We start from the raw sequence: 19,110 nt of genomic DNA, 5'->3' as shown, positions 1-19,110 counted from the left end.
GAGATTGCCCTTATGAAAAATGCTCGTTTACCTCTGTTTGATCGCGCCATCGTGCTCACCGCGTGTGGGGATGCGCTGAAGAAACTGCTACCCCAGGCGCAATGGAAAAACCCGGTGATGTTCGTGGTCTACCTGGGCAGCCTCCTCACCACCCTGCTGTGGTTCCAGTCCCTGGGCGGCCAGGGTGAAGCGCCCAGCGGTTTTATCCTCAGCATCACCTTGTGGCTGTGGTTCACCGTGCTGTTCGCCAACTTCGCCGAGGCCCTGGCCGAAGGCCGCAGCCGCGCCCAGGCCGCCAGCCTGCGCGGGATGAAACGCCAGACCCTGGCCAAGCTGCTGCAACAACCCAAGCACGGCGCGGCCTGGCTGCCGACCGAAGCGACGCTGCTGCGCAAGGATCAGGTGGTGCTGGTCGAGGCCGGCGACCTGGTGCCGCTCGATGGCATCGTAATCGAGGGCGTGGCGTCGGTGGATGAAAGCGCGATCACCGGCGAATCGGCGCCGGTGATTCGCGAGGCCGGGGGCGATTTTTCCTCGGTCACCGGCGGCACGCGTGTGCTGTCGGACTGGCTGGTGGTGCGCATCAGCGTCAACCCCGGCGAGGCGTTCCTGGACCGTATGATCTCGATGGTCGAATCGGCCAAGCGCCAGAAAACCCCGAACGAAGTGGCCCTGACCATCCTGCTGGTGGGCCTGACCCTGTTGTTCCTGCTGGTGATCGCCACGCTGAGCCCGTACTCGATCTTCGCCGTGCTCATGAGCGGCAGCGGCAGCGTGGTCAGCGCCACGGTGCTGGTGGCCTTGCTGGTCTGCCTGATCCCCACCACCATCGGCGGCCTGCTCTCGGCCATCGGCGTGGCGGGCATGAGCCGGATGATGTCGGCCAATGTCATCGCCACTTCCGGGCGGGCGGTGGAGGCGGCAGGTGACGTCGATGTGTTGCTGCTGGACAAGACCGGCACCATCACCCTGGGCAATCGTCAGGCCAGCAGCTTTTGGCCAGCGCCGGGGATCAAAGAGGCCGACGTGGCGGATGCCGCGCAATTGGCCTCCCTGGCCGATGAAACCCCGGAAGGCCGCAGTATTGTGGTGCTGGCCAAGCAGAAATTCGACATTCGCGCGCGGGACATCAACCAGCTGGGCGCCAGCTTTGTGCACTTCACCGCGCAAACCCGCATGAGCGGCGTCGACCTGCCCGCAGGCCGGGCGATTCGCAAGGGGGCGGCGGACGCGATCCGCCGCCATATCGAGGCCTTGGGCGGTAGTTTTCCGGCGGCCTTGCAGGCCAAGGTCGATGAAGTCTCGCGGCGCGGCAGCACGCCGCTGGTGGTCAGCGACGGCGCCACCGCGCTGGGCGTGGTGGAACTCAAGGACGTGGTCAAGGGCGGCATCAAGGAGCGCTTCGCCGAGCTGCGGCGCATGGGCATCAAGACCGTGATGATCACCGGCGACAACCGCCTGACCGCTGCGGCCATTGCGGTGGAGGCCGGGGTGGATGACTTCCTCGCCGAAGCCCGCCCGGAAGACAAGCTGCAATTGATCCGCGACTACCAGGCCCAGGGCAAGCTGGTGGCCATGACCGGCGACGGCACCAACGACGCGCCGGCGCTGGCCCAGGCCGACGTGGCGGTGGCCATGAACAGCGGCACCCAGGCCGCCAAGGAGGCCGGCAATATGGTCGACCTCGACAGCAACCCGACCAAGCTGATCGAAGTGGTTGAAGTCGGCAAGCAGATGCTGATGACCCGCGGCGCCCTCACCACCTTCAGCGTGGCGAATGACGTGGCCAAGTACTTTGCAATCATCCCGGCGGCGTTTGTCGCGACCTACCCCCAGCTCGGCGCGTTGAACGTGATGCAACTGAGCAGCCCCAACTCGGCGATTCTCAGCGCGGTGATTTTTAACGCGCTGATCATTGTCGCGCTGATTCCCCTGGCCCTGCGCGGCGTGACTTACCGCGCAATCGGCGCGGCGGCCCTGCTCAATCGCAACCTGCTGATCTATGGCCTGGGCGGGGTGTTGGTGCCGTTTGCCGGGATCAAGCTGATCGACATGCTCTTGACCGCAGTGGGCCTGGTGTAACGACTCAACCCCAATGTGGGAACGGGCTCGCCCGCTCCCACACTTGAACCCCATTGACCAGGAATGACATGCCCGCCTTACACAACGAACGCCCCGACCCCGACGCCCTGCTGGCCCGGGTCCAACAAGAAGAACAGGCCGCCTTGCGCGGCAAATTGCGTATCTACTTTGGCTCCAACGCCGGGGTGGGCAAGACCTGCGCGATGCTCGAAGCGGCGCGCCGCGAAGCCAGCCTGGGCCGCGACGTGCTGGCCGGCGTGGTGGAAACCCATGGCCGCCAGGACACCGCCGAGCGGCTCCACGGCCTCGAACAACTGCCCCGCGCCCAGCACCTGCACCGTGAGTTCGCCCTCAGCGAATTTGACCTCGACGCCGCCCTCTTGCGCCATCCTGCCGTGTTACTGGTGGACGAACTGGCCCACAGCAACGTGCCCGGCTCGCGTCACCCCAAACGCTGGCAAGACGTGGAAGAACTGCTCAGCGCCGGCATCGACGTGTGGACCACCCTCAACGTCCAGCACCTGGAAAGCCTCAATGACCTGGTCAGCGGGATCATCGGCATACGGGTGCGTGAAACCGTGCCGGACCATGTGTTCGACAACGCCCACGAAGTGGTGGTGATCGACCTGCCGCCCGACGATCTGTTGCAACGCCTCAAGGACGGCAAGGTGTACCTGGGCCCGGCGGCGGCGCGCGCGTCACAGCATTTTTTCCGCAAGGGCAACCTGCTGGCGCTGCGCGAGCTGGCCCTGCGGCGCACGGCCGACCGGGTCGATACGCAGATGCGCGTGTACCGCCGCGAGCAGTCGATCAAGACCCTGTGGCCGGCCCGCGAACGGTTGTTGGTCGGCATCGCCGGGGATGCCGGCGATGAACGCCTGGTGCGTGAAGCGGCGCGCCTGGCGCAAAAGCTGGAAGCCGACTGGATTGTGGTGCATGTGGCCTCGGCCCAGGGGCGCGGCGCCAGGCGCTACCTGGGCGCGATGAAAACCCTGGCCCTGGCCGAGGAGTTCGGCGCCGACACCGCCACACTGCCGGGCATGGACGTCGCCGAAGCCCTGGTGGCCTGCGCCCGTGAACACAATGCCAATCGCCTGGTGCTCGGCCATCATCCGCGCCGCCGCTGGCGGTTCTGGCATCAGTCGGTCAGCGACCGGATCAGCCGCCATCACCCGCAAATCGATCAGATCGTGATCGCCCACGGCCTATTGCCGGGCAAACCCGCCGTGCGCGACAAAAGCGCAGCACAGCCCGGCACGCGCCTGGCCTACCTGTGGACCAGCCTGGCCTGCTTCGCCACCAGCGCCGTCGCCGCCCTGCTGCTGCAGGTGTTCGACCTGGCCAACGTGGTCATGCTGTTTTTGCTCACGGTGGTGCTGGTAGCGCTGCGTTTTGGACGCGGCCCCGGCGTGTGGGCGGCGATGCTGGCGGTGCTGTGTCTCGACTTCTTTTTCGTCCAGCCGCGCTATTCCTTCACGGTCAACGACACTCAGTACTTCTTCACCTTTGCCTTGATGCTCGGCATCGCCCTGATCACCGGCCAACTCACCGCGCGCCTGCGCCACGAAGCGCGCACCGCCGCCGCACGGGAACGCCGCGCCACCTCCCTGGCGCGCCTGGCCCGCGACCTGTCGGCGGCGCTGACCGTGGAGCAGATCAGCGAGGTCGCGCTGCGCACCTTCAGCGGCGTCTTCGAGGCCCGGGTGGGCCTGGCCCTGCCGGACGCCGCCGATGGCGTCCACAGTGTGAGCGCCGGTGGGCTGCCGATCGACGACAGCATCGCGCAATGGACCTACGACCACGGCCACCCCGCCGGGCACGGCACCGACACCCTGTCCGCGGCCAAGGGCTGCTACTGGCCGCTCAAGGCGCCGATGCGCGTGCGCGGCGTGCTGGTGCTGGAACTGGCTCAGCGCGATCGCCTGAACGATCCGCAGGAACGCCGCCTGCTGGAAGCCTGCATGAGCCAGCTGGCGATTGCCCTGGAGCGCGTGCATTTCGTCGAAGTGGCGCAAAGCACCCTGGTGCAGATGGAGGGCGAAAAAATGCGCAACACCCTGCTCGCGGCGATTTCCCACGACCTGCGCACACCGCTGACCACCCTGATCGGCGCCGCCGAGACCGCCCTGCCCCACGCCCAGCCGGGGCCACTGAACGAGCTGCTGCAGGGCATTCACGAACAGGCCACGTCCATGCAGCGCCTGATCGAAAACCTGTTGGACATGGCACGCCTGCAAGAGCGCGGCGTGCGCCTGAACCGCCAATGGCACTCGCTGGAAGAAATCGTCGGCAGCGCCCTGCGTCAATTGCGCGAACCCTTGGCGCAACACCGCGTGCAGACCACGCTCGACGCGCACTTGCCGTTGGTGGAGGTCGACGCGCTGCTGATCGAGCGGGTGCTGGTCAACCTGCTGGACAACGCCGCCAAGTACACCCCGCCGGGCACCACCATCAGCGTGGCCGCCAGCCTGGTCGGCGAGCACATTGTGCTTGAGGTCAGCGACACCGGCCCCGGTAGCGCGCCGGCCAATCTGTTCGAGCCCTTCACCCGCGGCCAGCAGGAATCGTCGGTGGCCGGCATCGGCCTGGGCCTGGCGCTGGCCAAACGCATCGTCGAGGCCCACGGCGGGCGTATCGCAGCCAACCCCGGCTGCGCGGGCGGCATGCATTTCACCATCACGCTACCGGCAGGCACCCCACCGGCCATGGAACCCTTATGAACACTGCACGCATTCTGATCGTTGAAGACGAGGCCAACATCCGCCGCTTTGTGCGCATTGCCCTGCAAGATGAAGGCTTTCATGTGTTCGAGGCCGACAGCGTGAAACGGGCGCTGATCCATGCCGCCAGCCGCCAGCCCGACCTGGTGATCGTCGACCTCGGCTTGCCGGACAGTGATGGCAAACAATTGATCCGCGAACTGCGCGGTTGGCTCGCGGTGCCAATCCTGGTGCTGTCGGCCCGTGACCGTGAAGAAGAAAAAGTCGCGGCCCTGGACGCAGGCGCCGATGACTACCTGACCAAGCCATTCGGCGTGCCCGAGTTGCTCGCCCGCATCCGCGCCCAACTGCGCCGGCATGGGCACACCGGCACCGTGATGGCGACCAGCAAGGTGGCGTTTGGCGAGATTGCCGTCGACCTGGCAACCCATGAGGTGTGGCGCTCGGGCCTGCCGGTACACCTGACCCCCATCGAGTACCGCTTGCTCTGCGCGATGATTCGCGGCCAGAGCCGCGTACTGACCCACCGACAACTGCTGTTGGAAGTGTGGGGCCTGGATTACGTCGACCGCGCCCACTATCTACGGGTGCATATGGCGCATCTGCGGCAAAAACTGGAGGTGGACCCGGCGCAGCCGCAGTACTTTATTACCGAGTTGCAGGTGGGCTACCGGTTGGTGGGGTTGTGAGCAAGCCCCCGACATACCGAAACTGCTCTCTGACCCAGGATTGAATAGGGTCTGACTGTTGATAGGCGTGCCACTGCATCATCTCGTTAAGAGGAGGGATAGGGACTGGACATTCAAAAATACGAAGCGGCCAGCGCTGGGCAGCCCATTGTGCTAACCGGGTCGGTAGTGTGCCGATTCGCCCGGTACCCACTACGTATTGAGGTATCTGCGTGAACGTAGAAACCCAGGTCTCGATACGCCGGGACAGGTTATGCTCCTGGAGAAAAGACTCGTCCAAAGCTTTGATACGGCCTACTCCCCACTGAGCGACTACATGCCCCAGGCTCAAATACTCTTCAAGACTTAGAGTTGCACCGAGCTTCCGGTTTTCATCCCAAACGACACAAGAAAATGTATCAGTGAAGAGCATTTCCGAAGGATGCTCGTCGCTGATCGCCTTATCAGACGTGATGAGAAAATCTATCTCTGCGCTGTCGATTTCTTCTAAATACCGGGATGAAAATGGACGTATATCAAATGCAATACTGGGCGCTTGTTCATAAATATGCGCTAAAACCACTGGCATAAAGATCGAAGCGACATAGTCCGAACATGTAACCGAAAGCCGACGGGCAACCGTTGCTAGGTTTATATCGGACGGCGACGCAGAGATAACAGCCTGCATGCGTAACAACAGGTCGCGCACGGGAGCCTGCAATGACAGGGCAAAGGGTGTAGGCACCATTGTTTTGCCCACCTGCGTCAAAATTTCATCGTTGAAATACTCACGCAGCCGTGCCAGCGCATTGCTCATGGCAGGGCGGCTTAAGAACAGTCGGTCGCCAGCGCGCGTTATGCTCTTCTCTGCTAACAACGCATCAAGACAGACCAGATTATTAAGATCGAATTTATTAAGACGCATTTTTTATTGGGCTCGATCATTGATACGCCTCGTAGGCAATTTCACACTAGCGCAACAATGGTTATTCCGCAAATCGAGCAAGGCTGTTCGGAACGCTCACTACCCCGTATACATATTCAGGTCTCAACCGCCCCGCACAACCAGACCCAAGTCAGCGCCAGTGAACCATTGGCAAACCGGCAACAGGAGAGATGAAAGTAGGGATAGTCGTCCCCTTAAGGCTACCGACATAAACCGTTTTGAGATCCGGCCCACCAAACGTAATACTGGCCATCCAAGGCGAGACCGTTCCTCCACATGCCGCAAGCGTTTCAAAAGATAGCGCCTGGCCAGACTGGAATTCGCGCTCGAACTGCTCGACAGCAGGGTCTTCGCCGTCATCAAATAGGGTCTTCAAATCCCCTTCGGGTGTAATTGCGATAAGCCTGTCAGAGAGACACATCGCCCCCCAAAGGTTTCCATAGGCATCAAAGGTAATACCGTCAATCAAGCCTCGCCCTAAATCGCTCGGACCAAATACTTCCCTCCCGGAAAGTGTTCCGTCAGGCGCAACTTTTAAGCGGCTAACGTGATTCGCAGTGGTTTCAGCGACATAAAGGTACTCTTCGTTCGCATCCAGGCAGATTTCGTTGGTGAAGGCAAAACCCTCAGCAACAACCCGCAGCCCATTGCCATCTATTAAGGCGATATATCCATCAGCAAGATCTTTACGGACCGCATCGCTCCACGGATTGGTACGAGTAGAAACGGTCAACCAGATCCGATCTTTTGAGTCACGCATCACATAGTTGACCTTACCGAGTGGCTTTCCATCGATCGTGTCGTGCAGTACACGCGAACGCCCGTCTCTGGTCATGAGTTCCAGGGTGTCAGTACCAAAGTTTGCGATCAGAAAGTCGCCATGGCTTGTGAAGGCAAGTCCGTTGGGCAACGTTCCAGAAAGCAGGCTCGACTTGATATCTGCCTTGAGGTCAAAGTGAGAACTCTGCCGCTGAACAAGCAGGTGTTGATCGCCGCTGGGATCAATGCGCATGACACCTCCCCGAGCGTCGGCACTCCAAAGCGTGCCGTCGGGCTCAGCGAGGATACATTCCGGCCTTCTCAGGTCATGTCCAACGTGCTTGATGTCGGCGCGGTTAAGCACCCAGCCGTCAAGAGGGTTTTTCCCACGCGTCATGTTCTCACCCCGCTAGCCCCTAGCTCAGTGAAGGTTTCCGCGATCCAATCAACGATATAGTCGCGTACGTTCGTCATATTGTCTGCGCTGCAATGTTCAATGCCGCCTTCACGACGAGTGAAGAATTTGAGCTCCCGTTTAGGACTATTAACCGCGCCGTCATATTGTCGATGGGCATACTCGCTGGGGATCTGACGGTCCGCCTCACCATGAACGACAAGGAACGGCACAGTGATTTTGTCGATGACGGGTGCCAAGGTAATGCCTTCAGAAAAGGCTATGAACTCATCAAGGTTCGGCTTGCCCCAAACCCACTGCACATGATCCCAATAATGCGGTACCGGCCGGTCGCCCTCACGTGCCAGACGGCGCTTTTGCAATTCCCCCCAGTTAAAGTTCGCGCCCCACGCCACACAAAGCTTGAAACGCTTTTCCATCGCGACAGCGCGAGGTGAGTAGTACCCCCCAAGCGACCAGGCGCACATACCAATATTGCCGCTGTCGACATCGTTTTGCTGCTCAAGGTAGTCAATCACTGCGCCGGCCCATACTTCCGCTTCAATCAGCGCTGTCAGACCATTCAAACGCAAGGCTTCGCCGGTACCCGGTTGATCAATCGCAATGCTCGAAATTCCACGGTTGGCGAGCGCATCCTGGATGCCGCTGCCGTAGATCATTTCCTTGAAGCTATCCAGGCCGTTCGCAAGCACCACACAGGGGGCCGGGCCCTGACTGTTCCTGGCCTTGACTAACAACCCGGCCAGTGTCTTACCACGGTACGGAATATCAACGCGCTGACAGTTGGCCCCGCTGAGTTGAATATGCCGGGCGAAGCAGTCCAGACCTTTTTTGTAGGCTTCTTTTCGCGGCTCAAAGGTTGGGTGAGTCACCCGCTCGCCCGTGATGTAATACACGGCGGCACGAGCGAGTTTGGTCCCCGCACTCAGCTTTCTCCCGGCGGCCAGGTCGTCCTCGGCAAGCGAATAAAGGCGGTCCCCAAGGTCGCGCCATGCCATGAAGAACTCTTCTGCGCCACTATCATCTGTACGTTGGGACGGCTCAATCAAAGGTCGGCAGACCTCATCAATCTCACCCGTATTCCCGCCCGTACCTAAAGCGATATTGACTGATAAGTTCCAGACGTAATTAGTTGGAAAATACTCGACCATTTCAGTTCCTCACAAATTGACGGCATCGCGCCCCTTGAGGGCAAGCATCGTGCGTGCTTCATCGGGTGTTGCTACTTCGAGCGACAGTTCACTCAGAATGCGGCGTACCTTGCGCACCTGGTCGGCATTGCTCACGGCGAGTTCGCCTTTACCAAGAAACACACTGTCTTCAAGACCTACGCGCACGTTCCCCCCCATGACTGCGGACATCGCAGCGAGAGGCATTTGGTGGCGGCCAGCTCCCAGGACAGAAAAACGATAGTTCTCGCGCCCGAACAGTCGATCAGCCGTGGTGCGCATCAACGAAAGGTTTTCTGGATCAGGCCCCATTCCACCCAGGACGCCATAAATCGACTGAATAAAGAACGGTGGTTTGATCAACCCCTCATTCAAGAAAAAAGCCAGGTTGTAAAGATGACTAATGTCATAGCACTCAAACTCGAATCGAGTGCCACACTCCTCACCCAACTTCAACATGATGTGCTTGATATCTTTGAACGTATTTTTGAAAACTTTATCTTCAAAAGCTTCGAGATACGGTTTTTCCCAGCTAAAGCGGAAATCTGTTATTTTTTTTGCGAGAGGGTGTAATGAAAAATTCATCGACCCCATGTTCAACGAACACAGTTCAGGCTTGATTTGCAAAGCATAGGCAAGACGTTCTTCAAGCGACATTCCCATACTGCCGCCCGTCGTTATATTAATCACGGCATTGGTTGCTTGTGCAATGCGCGGGACGAACTGAGAGAATACTTTCGGATCCGGTGTCGGCCGTCCATCCTGAGGGTCACGAGCATGCAGGTGCAATATCGCAGCACCAGCCTCTGCCGCTTCAATCGCATGTTCTACAATTTCATCTGGCGTAATGGGTAAGTAACGAGACATAGTCGGTACATGAGCCGACCCAGTAATCGCACAAGTAATAATGACTTTACTCATCTAATAAATTACCTTTTAGTTAGTGGCTTTAACTGACTCACGAAGTCAGATCGGTTGCATTAGTGTTGTATAAGTACTGTTCATAAGTGCACCGACATCACCATGAGGTTGCCCATTCCACTGAGCCATCTCCCACTCTCCAAGGCGAACACTCACGTCATAGACAAGTTTTGCCCTTGGCGCCCGGCGTTGTTCAAACATCGTCAAAGCCAATTCGACGTTTTGGCCATTAGTGGCTAATACTTCGGCAAGAAGAACCGAATCTTCGATCGCCATTCCCGCACCTTCGGCAAGGTGTGGAGTGCTTGAGTGCGCCGCATCACCAATCAGCACGACTCGCCCCTTGTGCCAAGGTTCAGGGAGCATCACAACTTCCATCGGGCGATAGACCACGTCATTCGCATCGACAATCTGCTCGGACAGCTGCTTCACGATGCCGCCGTACTCTGCAAGGCGTTCTTTAAGCAAGGTGTGAAGCTGATCGGTAGGGTGTTTCGGATTACCGGGCTCAGGTGTGGCAACAAAGAGGTACATGAGCGTTTCAGAGATCGGTACAAGGCCTGCCTTGCTTTTCCCGCCAAAAAAGAGCATTCCCCAGTCGAGATCGCGAGGGCGCTCAAAGTTATGACGCCAAACGCCCTGGCCGGTGAAGCTTGGCTTAGACATATCCCCGAATATCTGTTGACGCAGTTTTGAATAGGCCCCATCCGCCCCAATAATCAGGTCGTATCGCCCTTCGGTTCCATCGCTGAAAATGGCGTCAACACCTTCGAGATCTTCTACCCATGAGCTGAGCGTAACCCCCAGGCGAACTAAAGTGCCTTGTCCCAGGGTCGTTTCCGTAAGGATCTTATGAAGGGCGGGCCGACGAATCCCATTGACAGGCGGGTAGTTCGGCCCAAGAACATTATGACTACCGGCTTCGCCGAGCAGGTTTCCTTGAGCGTCACAGAAGCGCCACCCCTGAAAGCCACGACCGTTCTGAATACAGGCGTCGCCCAATCCAATCTCGTGTAGAGCACGTAGCACGTTTGAGGGTTGGATGATCCCGACACCATAAACAGACCAATTTGGATCACGTTCTATTACGTCGGCCTCAATCCCTTTTCGACGAAGTGCAATAGCAGCGGTCAGACCACCGATGCCACCGCCAACAATCAGGACTTTGCGAATTGCCAATTTAGTCACCTGTTATTGTTAGAATTATTATTTTCTGAACGTGTCTACTTTATCTTCGGGATCTTTCCATCGGTCAAATAACGGAACTCCCAGGCCGGGGCTTCCACTAAAAAGGGGGGAATGTCTTGAACCCAGTGGGAATAAGCAAAGAGTGGTATCGGCCACTCTCTCGGCACCCATGTGTCATCCACATAGTCGGCATCGGTGCCGTACTCGATCTCGCCACCGGCCGGACACGGCAGGTAACAGAACAACGCCGAGTCGATTCGGTGACGACCCAATCCAAAGTGAGACTTAGGCCAGCCGGCGCGCTCCATGTTATTCACGCCGATCATTAATTCATCCAGATCGCAAACACCAAAATTGGCGTGATGGAAACGCAATTGTCCATCCATTCCAGGCGTTGGCATGGAGGCATTCATGGCAAGCAATGAATGATGGTTATTAGTGCCGTCCGCTCGCAAGTAGACACCGACATTATGTTGATAATCAGATAACTTGAAACCCAGACGCTCTTGGAAGAAGGCAGTTTCTTGCAAAAAATCAGGCACCGCAAAAACGATATGATTAATAGTTTTTGGTATAGCTTGAGTTCGCCAAGGCCGTGGAGTATTTAAGCGACAGACCATCCCGGGGGCGTTGGTCGGTGCTGGAGCGTTCACAATCGGTTTCTTTGTAAACTGACGAAGACCAAAAGCAAGGCCACCATCCGTGAAAAACCGAGCGGTGCCGTCACTGTCGACGCTCACTTCACGATCTTGACTCAGGCTCTGAACCAGTGCAGTTAATGCTTGCTGCGTATCAACACCCCAGATCACTTCGCGCACACCAAAACCTACTTGTTTGGAGTTAGGAATACGAGAGTCATTAATTGATCTAACATATACACTTGAACCCTCAGCCAGCTCAAAAACAGCTTCGGTTTCATCGCTGCGCTTCAGTGCCAAACCAAAATCTTTCAAGTATTGGGTACACAGAGCAATATCATCGACACCATACACAAGACTTTCAATCCCAATGATCGACATAAATAAACCTCCAGTTACTTCCACCTTGATCGACTAGGACGATTTTTGTATATCGGATTATGGAAGAGTAAAAAACCAGAGAAAAGTTCTTTCCGCAAACGTTCAGGGTTCACACAATGAACTCGCAACAGGAAACCATATTTTCGCTCTGATAGCAGCATGCTATTTTTCATTTTTCACTTGAGGCGCGGACAACAGGAAGTATGCCAAAGCCGGCAGCAGTATCAGCGCACCCAGCATATTTAAAAGAAACATGAAGGCGAGAAGAACCCCCATATCTGCCTGAAATTTTATCGGGGAAAATACCCAGAAAAAGACAGCGGCAGAAAGAGTGATACCAGTCAACATCACCACCTTGCCGGTAAAAAGTAGAGCACCGTAGTAAGATTCAGAAAGCCCCAGACCAGCGCGATGATTCTTTAATAACACACTCATAACGTATAGCGCATAGTCAACGCCGATACCGACACCTAACGCGATAACTGGAAGAGTGGCCACCTTGATCCCGATACCCAGCCATACCATCAATGCTTCGCATAACACGGATGTCAGCATCAAAGGCAAAATAGCACATAGTGTTGCACGCCAACTTCGGAAGGTTATCAGGCAGAGTAGCGCAACAGCCGCATATACCCAGATCAGCATTTCACGATTAGCGTCCCTTACAACTTGATTCGTGGCTGCCTCAAACCCTGCACTGCCTGCAGCCAGCAAAAACTGCACTTCAGTTGTGGCGTTATCTCTCGAAAAATCCGTTACTAAATTGGTAACGCCTTCAAGCGTATTCGCTTTATGGTCAGACAAATAGATAAATACGGAAAGGAGGCTGCAGCGTTGGTTAAATAAATCGCGCGAGGCATTCGTAGCAATTGAATTCAGCATCGCTTGATTCTGCGACAGATCAAACCACTTGGGGTTACCTTCATTCATTCCAACCAGCCCGGCCCGACTGAGCTGAGCGAGTGATCTCGTCGACTCCACGCCTGGGAGATCACGAAGCCTCCATACCAGGTCATCTACCTTTGCCTGGGTTTTATAAAGGGCGCATTGATTTTCTGGCGTTTTCACCATAACGATCATTACGTCGCTACTGGCCGCATAATTTTCCGTTATATACGCGTTATCAAGGTTGTAGCGTGAGTTGGCCCGAAGCTCTGGGGCCCCGGGTTCAAGGTCACCAATCTTCACATGCAAACTTACGTAAAAACCGAAAACCGCCAAACCGAGTGCGCCGCACACGGTAGCCGTTGCCCATCCACGCTGGGTAAAACGATCCAAGAAAAGCCAAACTCTATGTCGATCTTCTTTCACGAGCCCCACTGCGCCGCTCTGCATACTTTTGGCCGCGGCTGCAGGACTAACACCGACATACGACAACAAAATCGGCAGCAAAACCAAATTCGTGAAGATCAACATTCCCACGCCAATACTGGCCACCAAAGCAAGATCTTGGATAACTTCAATCTTGATAATCGACAGAACAGCGAAGCCGACGGCGTCACAGAGAAGCGCTGTCAGCCCGGTAAGGAACAGACGGCGGAATGTAAGGCGTGCAGCTATTAGTTTGTGCGCACCCCGCCCAATATCCTGCATGATGCCATTCATTTTTTGTGCACCATGACTTATGCCAATAGCAAAAACAAGGAACGGCACAAGAATCGAATAAGGGTCGAGCCCTAGTCCAAAGAGAGGGAGAAGCCCCAATTGCCACACAATAGCGATGAGTGAGCAGAACAAAACCAGAAATGTACTTCTAGCGCAGCGTGTGTACCAAAGAAGTACCGCCCCGATAATAAATACGGCCAGAACAAAAAATATGATGATTTTCTGTAATCCAGAGATGAGGTCGCCCACCACCTTGGCAAATCCAATGATGTGTAGCTCGACGCCCCGCTGGGAATACTTATCACGTAGCGTTTCGAGCCTTTGCGATAAGGCTTGGTAATCGATGGTAAGTCCTGTCTCGGTATCCAGATTAAGTAAAGGAACATAGATAACGCTTGAGCGGCCATCTAAAGCAACCAACTTACCTATTTCACCTGAACGTTCGACGTTACTTTTTACGACATTCAAGGATTGGGCATCACCACTATAGTCATCAGGAATCACTGCTCCCCCGTCAAGCCCGTCTTCAGTAACGGCCATCCACCGAGTCGATGGTGTCCATAAGGAGCGCATGAAAGGGCGATCAATTCCAGGTATCAGGAATACTTCATCGTTGATTTGCTTGAGGGTCTCCAGGTAAGTCGATTCGTATATAAAGCCGCGCGTATTTTCAACGGCAATTCGCAAAGAGTTTCCTTGTCCCCCCAACTCATCCCTATTGCTCAGGTAGTTTTGAACATACGGATGATCATAAGGAATCATTTTTTCAAAATTTGCGTTTATTTCAAGATGCCGTAATTGCCCTGACAGAATGACGGTGACAAAAAAACAGAGGAGCAACACTAAGCCTCGCCGATTGAACAACAGTCTTTCCACCAGACTACCGGATCTTTTGTCAAACGACTGTGGATCAGAAAAATCAAGCGGATCAGTCGATTCAGAGAGCTTCATGGCCTGCCCCTCCAGTGGATATTTCTTTATCGACCGTTATTCTTTTTATACCCGAGGCACCGACAATTACAAATGCGCCTTCAGAGTCGATAACAAATGCCGAAAGAGGTAAATCCGCATTTTGTACTGGCGTAAGCGTATTCCCTACCAGCCTTGTAAGACGGCCATTTAAATCGGCAAAGTAGATTCTTCCACGATCATCTTTCTCACTGTCAATCAGAGTGCCAATCTGCCCAGTATCGAGCCTGGTCCAAGATCCCCCTTGATTAACAGTTAGTACAAGGATCCCTTGTAGTCCGGCCGCTAGAATCTTGCCCTGGTTGTCCACCTGCAGAGTAAAAAAACTACTGCCAACGTCGGTTTTCAACTTGAGAAATGTCCTGCCTTGATCAAGCGAACGTGCAAGATAGCCTTGTTCTCCGGCAAGGTAGATGGCATCACCGGCTTGAGCAATGGCATAGAGATGAGACTCTTGAGGGTTCTCGACGTGGGCCATCCAAACCTGCCAAGTGTCCCCTCCGTCGTCTGAGCGCAATACCATCCCATAGGCGCCCACCACTAGAATTTTGTTGGTCCCAAAAAACAGAATGTCAAACAGCGGATCGCTTGCCTCACTTTTATCGAGACGTTGCGCGTATAGCTCAAGCTCAGATGCTTTGTGGCCTAGCTGCGAATCAGAGCTGATCCTTGCCGCAGCTTCTCTGGTCAGTTCTGCAACCTGTGCGCCCTGCAGTACAGTTCTCCAGGTCTGCCCCCCATCACTTGTCTTGAGGATGGTACCGCCATGACCGAGCGCGAAGCCTTCTCTGTCATCGAAGAATCTAACGGCTGTAAGGGTGTTGGTAACACCTCCCTCAACAGATTGCCAATGTTTGCCATTATCTTCGGATAGCAGCACTTTTCCGTGTTCGCCGACTGCAACCAATCGATTACCGGCTTTACTAACAGAAGTGAGATAAGTGGAGACATCCTCAAATCTGACGGCAAAGACATTTTGGGAAAGCGACAGGAGGCCTAGCAGCCCAACGGCACATAACAACTTATTCATTTCTTCTCCGACCATGAAAGTTACCGTGCCAAATTATCCGGCGCAGCTGAAGTTCAGCGAACACCCTCACTGGCGAGCGAGTCAGGCGAGAAGAACGAGTCGGGCCAAGGTTTATGGAACGTGATTTGGTCTTCATAGCTGTTAAAAACATTGTTAGCAAACCAGTTCCCCGTCTGCAGGTCGTAGACGCCAAAGCTTGAGTTCACGACCCCGGGAAGCTCAGGGGCTACGATATTCAGCATATAAGCTGTTTTCCAAAGTTTTCCCTTGGCATCCCAGTTATCAGCAAGCACAGCTTGCCAAGTGTCTTCGTCGAGATAGAACTTGCGCTTTGGCATCACATGCCGGTTGCCGGGGATAAGCTCTGCTTCTACGACCCACACGCGATGTAGCTCCCATCGTACGTAGTCGGGATTCAGAAAGTTGGCACCGAGAACATCCGAATCTTTAGTGGGTTGCAGGTTTTTATTATTGTTATAGGGAACGTACAACTCTTGTTTACCGATAAGTTTCCAGGAGTATCGGTTCATCGGCCCTTCAAATATATAAACCTCGTCATAATTCATCTGCCCGGATGTGACAAATGACGGAGTGTCATAAGCCGCATTCGGTAGTTTCCTCGTCCGCCGCTGACCGGTCAGGTATTGCCAAGTCGGGCGCCCGTTGGCCAGGGGATCCAGTGGATCAAACCCCAGAATCGATTGTCCTGCCTGAAGTGGAGGCGCTGTCGGCAATAGCTTGATCTTCCGATAGATGCCATTAAACGTGTCACGGCCGTCTTTTATATAGTACGGAAACTGGTAATACGCGGTGTTTGTTGAAGTGAGCGAGGTGCGTCCGGTAGACGTTCCGTTATAAGCACTAAATTCCGACGTATAGGCCTCACCTTGCCAGCGGAGCATGTGGTTCCACATTGCTTCGTTACCATTGGCTGGAATCGGAAACGGGACGCCGCCGTAGGCACCCTGCACCGCCGCCCCCTCTTTCAAGACTTTGGCTTCTTGAGCGTTTCGATAGGTATTGTCATACACCCATTGCGGAGCGGCTGCGGTTCGATGAGTAGGGTAAACATCAATACGATAATCAGGGTACTTGGCAAACATTGCCTGCTGCCCCTCGATCAGCCGGTTCGCATGTTCTTTATAATTATTAGCTGTAATACTTAAAATTGGTTTTTCAGCCGCAAACGGGTCACTGCGCTTACCGTTGGGCCTATAGTTGCGGTCAACCGTGGTGTAGCCACCTTCCCATTTTGGAATAGTGCCATCAGTATTGCCCGCCCGCTCTGCACCGAAGGGTGTCAGTTCAGACTTTAATCTATTTGCTTCATCTACCGTGTTCGAGGCAATCGCTGTGTTTGCAAAAACCAATGCCGCGCCAGCCATAAATAGGAAACGAGAAAATTTCATATAAATACTCCGAATCAAGCCGTACGTTAAAAGGCACGCTGAATGGAAATAGAGATAAAATCACGGTCGCGATAGGCATTATTTTTCGTACTGGCGCTGCCATAAAAATGCGAGTAGTTAATCAGCCCGTTCCATTTATTCTCATAAACCCCGCGCAGTCCAATGCTCAGATCACCACCGCCATCCGCGTTGTAGTTGTTAAATGCGGGATCAATAGGTGATTTGCCATGGGTATACCCCATGCCGACCGGGACAAACAAATCCAGACCGGGCGCTGCTTGGTAATAACTCGGCTCTAATACGAAGCGCATCCCGATGGCGCTATTGGTGAAGTCCTCACTATCAAACTGCTCTTTGTTACGCGTCACAGACAGCAGTCGATGCCAGGCTAACTCGCCGACGAAAGTCGCCGACTCCCAAATGGGGGTTCGAGGGACGAGATAAATGGTTGACAATTGCGCATGTAGCGTGCGGCCTTCGGCATGACGGCTACGGTCGTTATCATCCAACGCAACGAATACGGGGGTGTTTTTTCGCAACGGCATGTCATAGCGCGTGGAAAGCTCGCCGGCGAAATTGGCTTCGCCTACGCTGGAGCTGAAGCTCGCGCCGAACATTTTGACACCCTCAGAATATACCTCAGTAAATTCGCCCACTTGCCCGGGTTGCTGTAAAAACCCCCTCCCTTGATAGGCATATATCTGCGGCAACCGATTGTTAAAACGCAAGGCATAGAAACCATATTCTGTATTGCCGTCTCCTGGACGCATAGTCAATGAGAGCCCAAACTGCCCGGACTTACTGGCCTCTCGACTCTTGCCCCGGTACAGCGCGATGTTTCCCTGTGCATCACCGATGAAGGGCGACTGCCCAACAATGATCTTCTCGTTCCCTTCCCCAATAACATCCGACACACTGAAGTAACTACCCACAGGGGGAAGCCGAATCTTTTCCCAATCCAGTTGGTAGAACGCAGCCATGCTGACCGTGTCCGAGAACTGAAACTGGGCTGAGAGTTGGTTGATCGGCCTGAACAACTCTGCCGCTCGAGTGTTAGGTACCGACAGAGCTTTCACCACATCGATTGGCGCCTGTCCGTAAGCAATACCATTTGTGGGAAAGAATAGGCTCTGCCCCCACAGAAGGGTATGTTTGCCGAGCCTGAATGAGGCCCGGTGGCCGTCGATGTCCGTGGAGCCGTATACAAATGCGTCAAGCAGTTCGCCTTTTCGGCCGGCTATTTTTCTAGTGTCGCTGCTGAACTCATCATACTGGCCGTTATGGTTTACGGTCACCGGAGAGTCGTTGTCATTACTTTGGTTATAGGCCTCGTCATACCAAGTCGCGCCGCTCACGCGAAAACCCAGGTTTTGGTAACTCAAACCCAGTTCAGAGAATAGGTCGACCCTATTGGAGATAAGACCTTTATCGAAATTTCGGTTGCCATCATCGGCATTTGGCTCGGCTATAAGACTACGGTCTTTATCCGACACTCGGAACGCACTACTGTACTTCAACGTATTGTCAAAATACCCATTTATGTCGGAATCTTTTAACTTAAATGGAAAAGCATCCACGAATGGAGCATATAAGGGAAGGATAAAAAGTAAAGGGGCGGCCATGCCGATTTGGCGTCTATTATTGTTTTCCGTACGCATGGAGGATCTCTCGATTATTTTTATTTTATTTATCGATCTATAGCTTTATTACGAAATAACGTTCCTTTTCATTGAACTATAAGGATGCACGCTCGCAGATCATCACCTTCTAACAGCTTTGAGGCCCTCCTTTTTTGTGAGATCGATCATGAGGTAGCCAATAACTGGAGAAAAGTTTGTTGTGCAGACGTCTATGGTTCATACCATCAACACATAGAACAAGCGCGCAGGGAACGTAAGGCAGTGGTTATCCCAGCCTTAGTGGAGTGAAACGAAGATTGTCCCAGAAGCCGCGTGCAGGCCAATGAGTACAGAGATATTTGCCGTCAGCGAAAAGCTGTACTGCATCGAACTAGCGAGGTCACGCAGGAAAGTATCTTAGAGAGGCTCTTCATGGAACCCTGAAAACGAAAAAAGCGGCTCAAGGCCGCTGTTTCCGTGACTTCCAGGTGCTTAGTAGCACCTTATTGGAAGCAAATATGGCGCAGCGGACGGGACTCGAACCCGCGACCCCCGGCGTGACAGGCCGGTATTCTAACCGACTGAACTACC

Annotated in this window: 13 protein-coding genes; 3 read left to right on the top strand and 10 right to left on the bottom strand. The window is 54.8% G+C overall.

What is annotated here, in order from left to right; all coding sequences use genetic code 11:
- Positions 1-12: 12 nt before the first annotated feature.
- From kdpB to AC07W7_RS23960, 3 genes are all read left to right on the top strand, one after another.
- Positions 13-2,082: a potassium-transporting ATPase subunit KdpB gene (gene kdpB / locus AC07W7_RS23970; protein ID WP_099168754.1), complete on the top strand. Its 2,070-nt coding sequence runs from the start codon at positions 13-15 to the stop codon at positions 2,080-2,082.
- A gap of 68 nt (positions 2,083-2,150) precedes the next feature.
- The gene (locus AC07W7_RS23965) at positions 2,151-4,802 is read left to right on the top strand and encodes a DUF4118 domain-containing protein (RefSeq protein ID WP_495040244.1); all 2,652 of its coding nucleotides are present in this window, start codon (positions 2,151-2,153) and stop codon (positions 4,800-4,802) included.
- Positions 4,799-5,491: a response regulator gene (locus AC07W7_RS23960; protein WP_099168756.1), complete on the top strand. Its 693-nt coding sequence runs from the start codon at positions 4,799-4,801 to the stop codon at positions 5,489-5,491. Before AC07W7_RS23965 ends, AC07W7_RS23960 begins: the two co-directional genes overlap by 4 nt.
- Here AC07W7_RS23960 and AC07W7_RS23955 read toward each other — a convergent pair.
- The 10 genes from AC07W7_RS23955 to AC07W7_RS23910 all read right to left on the bottom strand — a co-directional run bounded on the left by AC07W7_RS23955 (position 5,451) and on the right by AC07W7_RS23910 (position 18,558).
- Positions 5,451-6,395 (bottom strand): LysR family transcriptional regulator, encoded by a 945-nt coding sequence (locus tag AC07W7_RS23955; protein ID WP_099168757.1) that lies wholly within the window; start codon positions 6,393-6,395, stop codon positions 5,451-5,453. The genes AC07W7_RS23960 and AC07W7_RS23955 overlap by 41 nt on opposite strands.
- Positions 6,396-6,546: 151 nt before the next feature.
- Positions 6,547-7,572, bottom strand: coding sequence for an SMP-30/gluconolactonase/LRE family protein (locus AC07W7_RS23950; protein ID WP_099168758.1), 1,026 nt, complete (start codon positions 7,570-7,572; stop codon positions 6,547-6,549).
- Entirely contained in the window at positions 7,569-8,741 is a 1,173-nt protein-coding gene (locus AC07W7_RS23945) for an alpha/beta hydrolase family protein (protein WP_495040243.1), read from the bottom strand. Before AC07W7_RS23945 ends, AC07W7_RS23950 begins: the two co-directional genes overlap by 4 nt.
- A gap of 9 nt (positions 8,742-8,750) precedes the next feature.
- The gene (kce, locus tag AC07W7_RS23940; RefSeq protein ID WP_099168760.1) at positions 8,751-9,680 is read right to left on the bottom strand and encodes a 3,5-dioxohexanoate:acetyl-CoA acetone transferase; all 930 of its coding nucleotides are present in this window, start codon (positions 9,678-9,680) and stop codon (positions 8,751-8,753) included.
- Between the two features lie 45 nt (positions 9,681-9,725).
- Positions 9,726-10,859 carry an FAD-dependent oxidoreductase gene (locus tag AC07W7_RS23935; protein ID WP_495040242.1) on the bottom strand — a complete coding sequence of 378 codons (1,134 nt, stop codon included), beginning with the start codon at positions 10,857-10,859 and terminating at the stop codon, positions 9,726-9,728.
- A 44-nt stretch (positions 10,860-10,903) separates the two neighbouring features.
- A complete protein-coding gene (locus AC07W7_RS23930) occupies positions 10,904-11,887 on the bottom strand; it encodes a VOC family protein (RefSeq protein ID WP_099168762.1) in 984 nt (327 codons plus the stop codon).
- Between the two features lie 162 nt (positions 11,888-12,049).
- Complete coding sequence (locus tag AC07W7_RS23925) at positions 12,050-14,443, bottom strand: efflux RND transporter permease subunit (RefSeq protein WP_099168763.1); 2,394 nt, start codon at positions 14,441-14,443, stop codon at positions 12,050-12,052.
- On the bottom strand, positions 14,430-15,491 hold the full coding sequence (locus AC07W7_RS23920) for a WD40/YVTN/BNR-like repeat-containing protein (RefSeq protein WP_169901123.1): 1,062 nt from the start codon (positions 15,489-15,491) through the stop codon (positions 14,430-14,432). The genes AC07W7_RS23925 and AC07W7_RS23920 overlap by 14 nt, the downstream gene beginning before the upstream one ends.
- A 53-nt stretch (positions 15,492-15,544) precedes the next feature.
- A complete protein-coding gene (locus AC07W7_RS23915; RefSeq protein ID WP_099168765.1) occupies positions 15,545-16,900 on the bottom strand; it encodes a DUF1329 domain-containing protein in 1,356 nt (451 codons plus the stop codon).
- Between the two features lie 26 nt (positions 16,901-16,926).
- Complete coding sequence (locus tag AC07W7_RS23910; protein WP_495040241.1) at positions 16,927-18,558, bottom strand: DUF1302 domain-containing protein; 1,632 nt, start codon at positions 18,556-18,558, stop codon at positions 16,927-16,929.
- Positions 18,559-19,110: the final 552 nt, after the last annotated feature.

Source organism: Pseudomonas sp. GW821-FHT01D09 (genome assembly GCF_059422465.1).
This window is presented reverse-complemented; position numbering and strand designations above follow the sequence as displayed.

Coding starts and splice junctions, on each gene's coding strand:
- kdpB (WP_099168754.1), top strand. CDS start 13: ATGAAAAATGCTCGTTTACCTCTGTTTGATCGCGCCATCGTGCTCACC.
- AC07W7_RS23965 (WP_495040244.1), top strand. CDS start 2,151: ATGCCCGCCTTACACAACGAACGCCCCGACCCCGACGCCCTGCTGGCC.
- AC07W7_RS23960 (WP_099168756.1), top strand. CDS start 4,799: ATGAACACTGCACGCATTCTGATCGTTGAAGACGAGGCCAACATCCGC.
- AC07W7_RS23955 (WP_099168757.1), bottom strand. CDS start 6,395: ATGCGTCTTAATAAATTCGATCTTAATAATCTGGTCTGTCTTGATGCG.
- AC07W7_RS23950 (WP_099168758.1), bottom strand. CDS start 7,572: ATGACGCGTGGGAAAAACCCTCTTGACGGCTGGGTGCTTAACCGCGCC.
- AC07W7_RS23945 (WP_495040243.1), bottom strand. CDS start 8,741: ATGGTCGAGTATTTTCCAACTAATTACGTCTGGAACTTATCAGTCAAT.
- kce (WP_099168760.1), bottom strand. CDS start 9,680: ATGAGTAAAGTCATTATTACTTGTGCGATTACTGGGTCGGCTCATGTA.
- AC07W7_RS23930 (WP_099168762.1), bottom strand. CDS start 11,887: ATGTCGATCATTGGGATTGAAAGTCTTGTGTATGGTGTCGATGATATT.
- AC07W7_RS23925 (WP_099168763.1), bottom strand. CDS start 14,443: ATGAAGCTCTCTGAATCGACTGATCCGCTTGATTTTTCTGATCCACAG.
- AC07W7_RS23920 (WP_169901123.1), bottom strand. CDS start 15,491: ATGAATAAGTTGTTATGTGCCGTTGGGCTGCTAGGCCTCCTGTCGCTT.
- AC07W7_RS23915 (WP_099168765.1), bottom strand. CDS start 16,900: ATGAAATTTTCTCGTTTCCTATTTATGGCTGGCGCGGCATTGGTTTTT.
- AC07W7_RS23910 (WP_495040241.1), bottom strand. CDS start 18,558: ATGCGTACGGAAAACAATAATAGACGCCAAATCGGCATGGCCGCCCCT.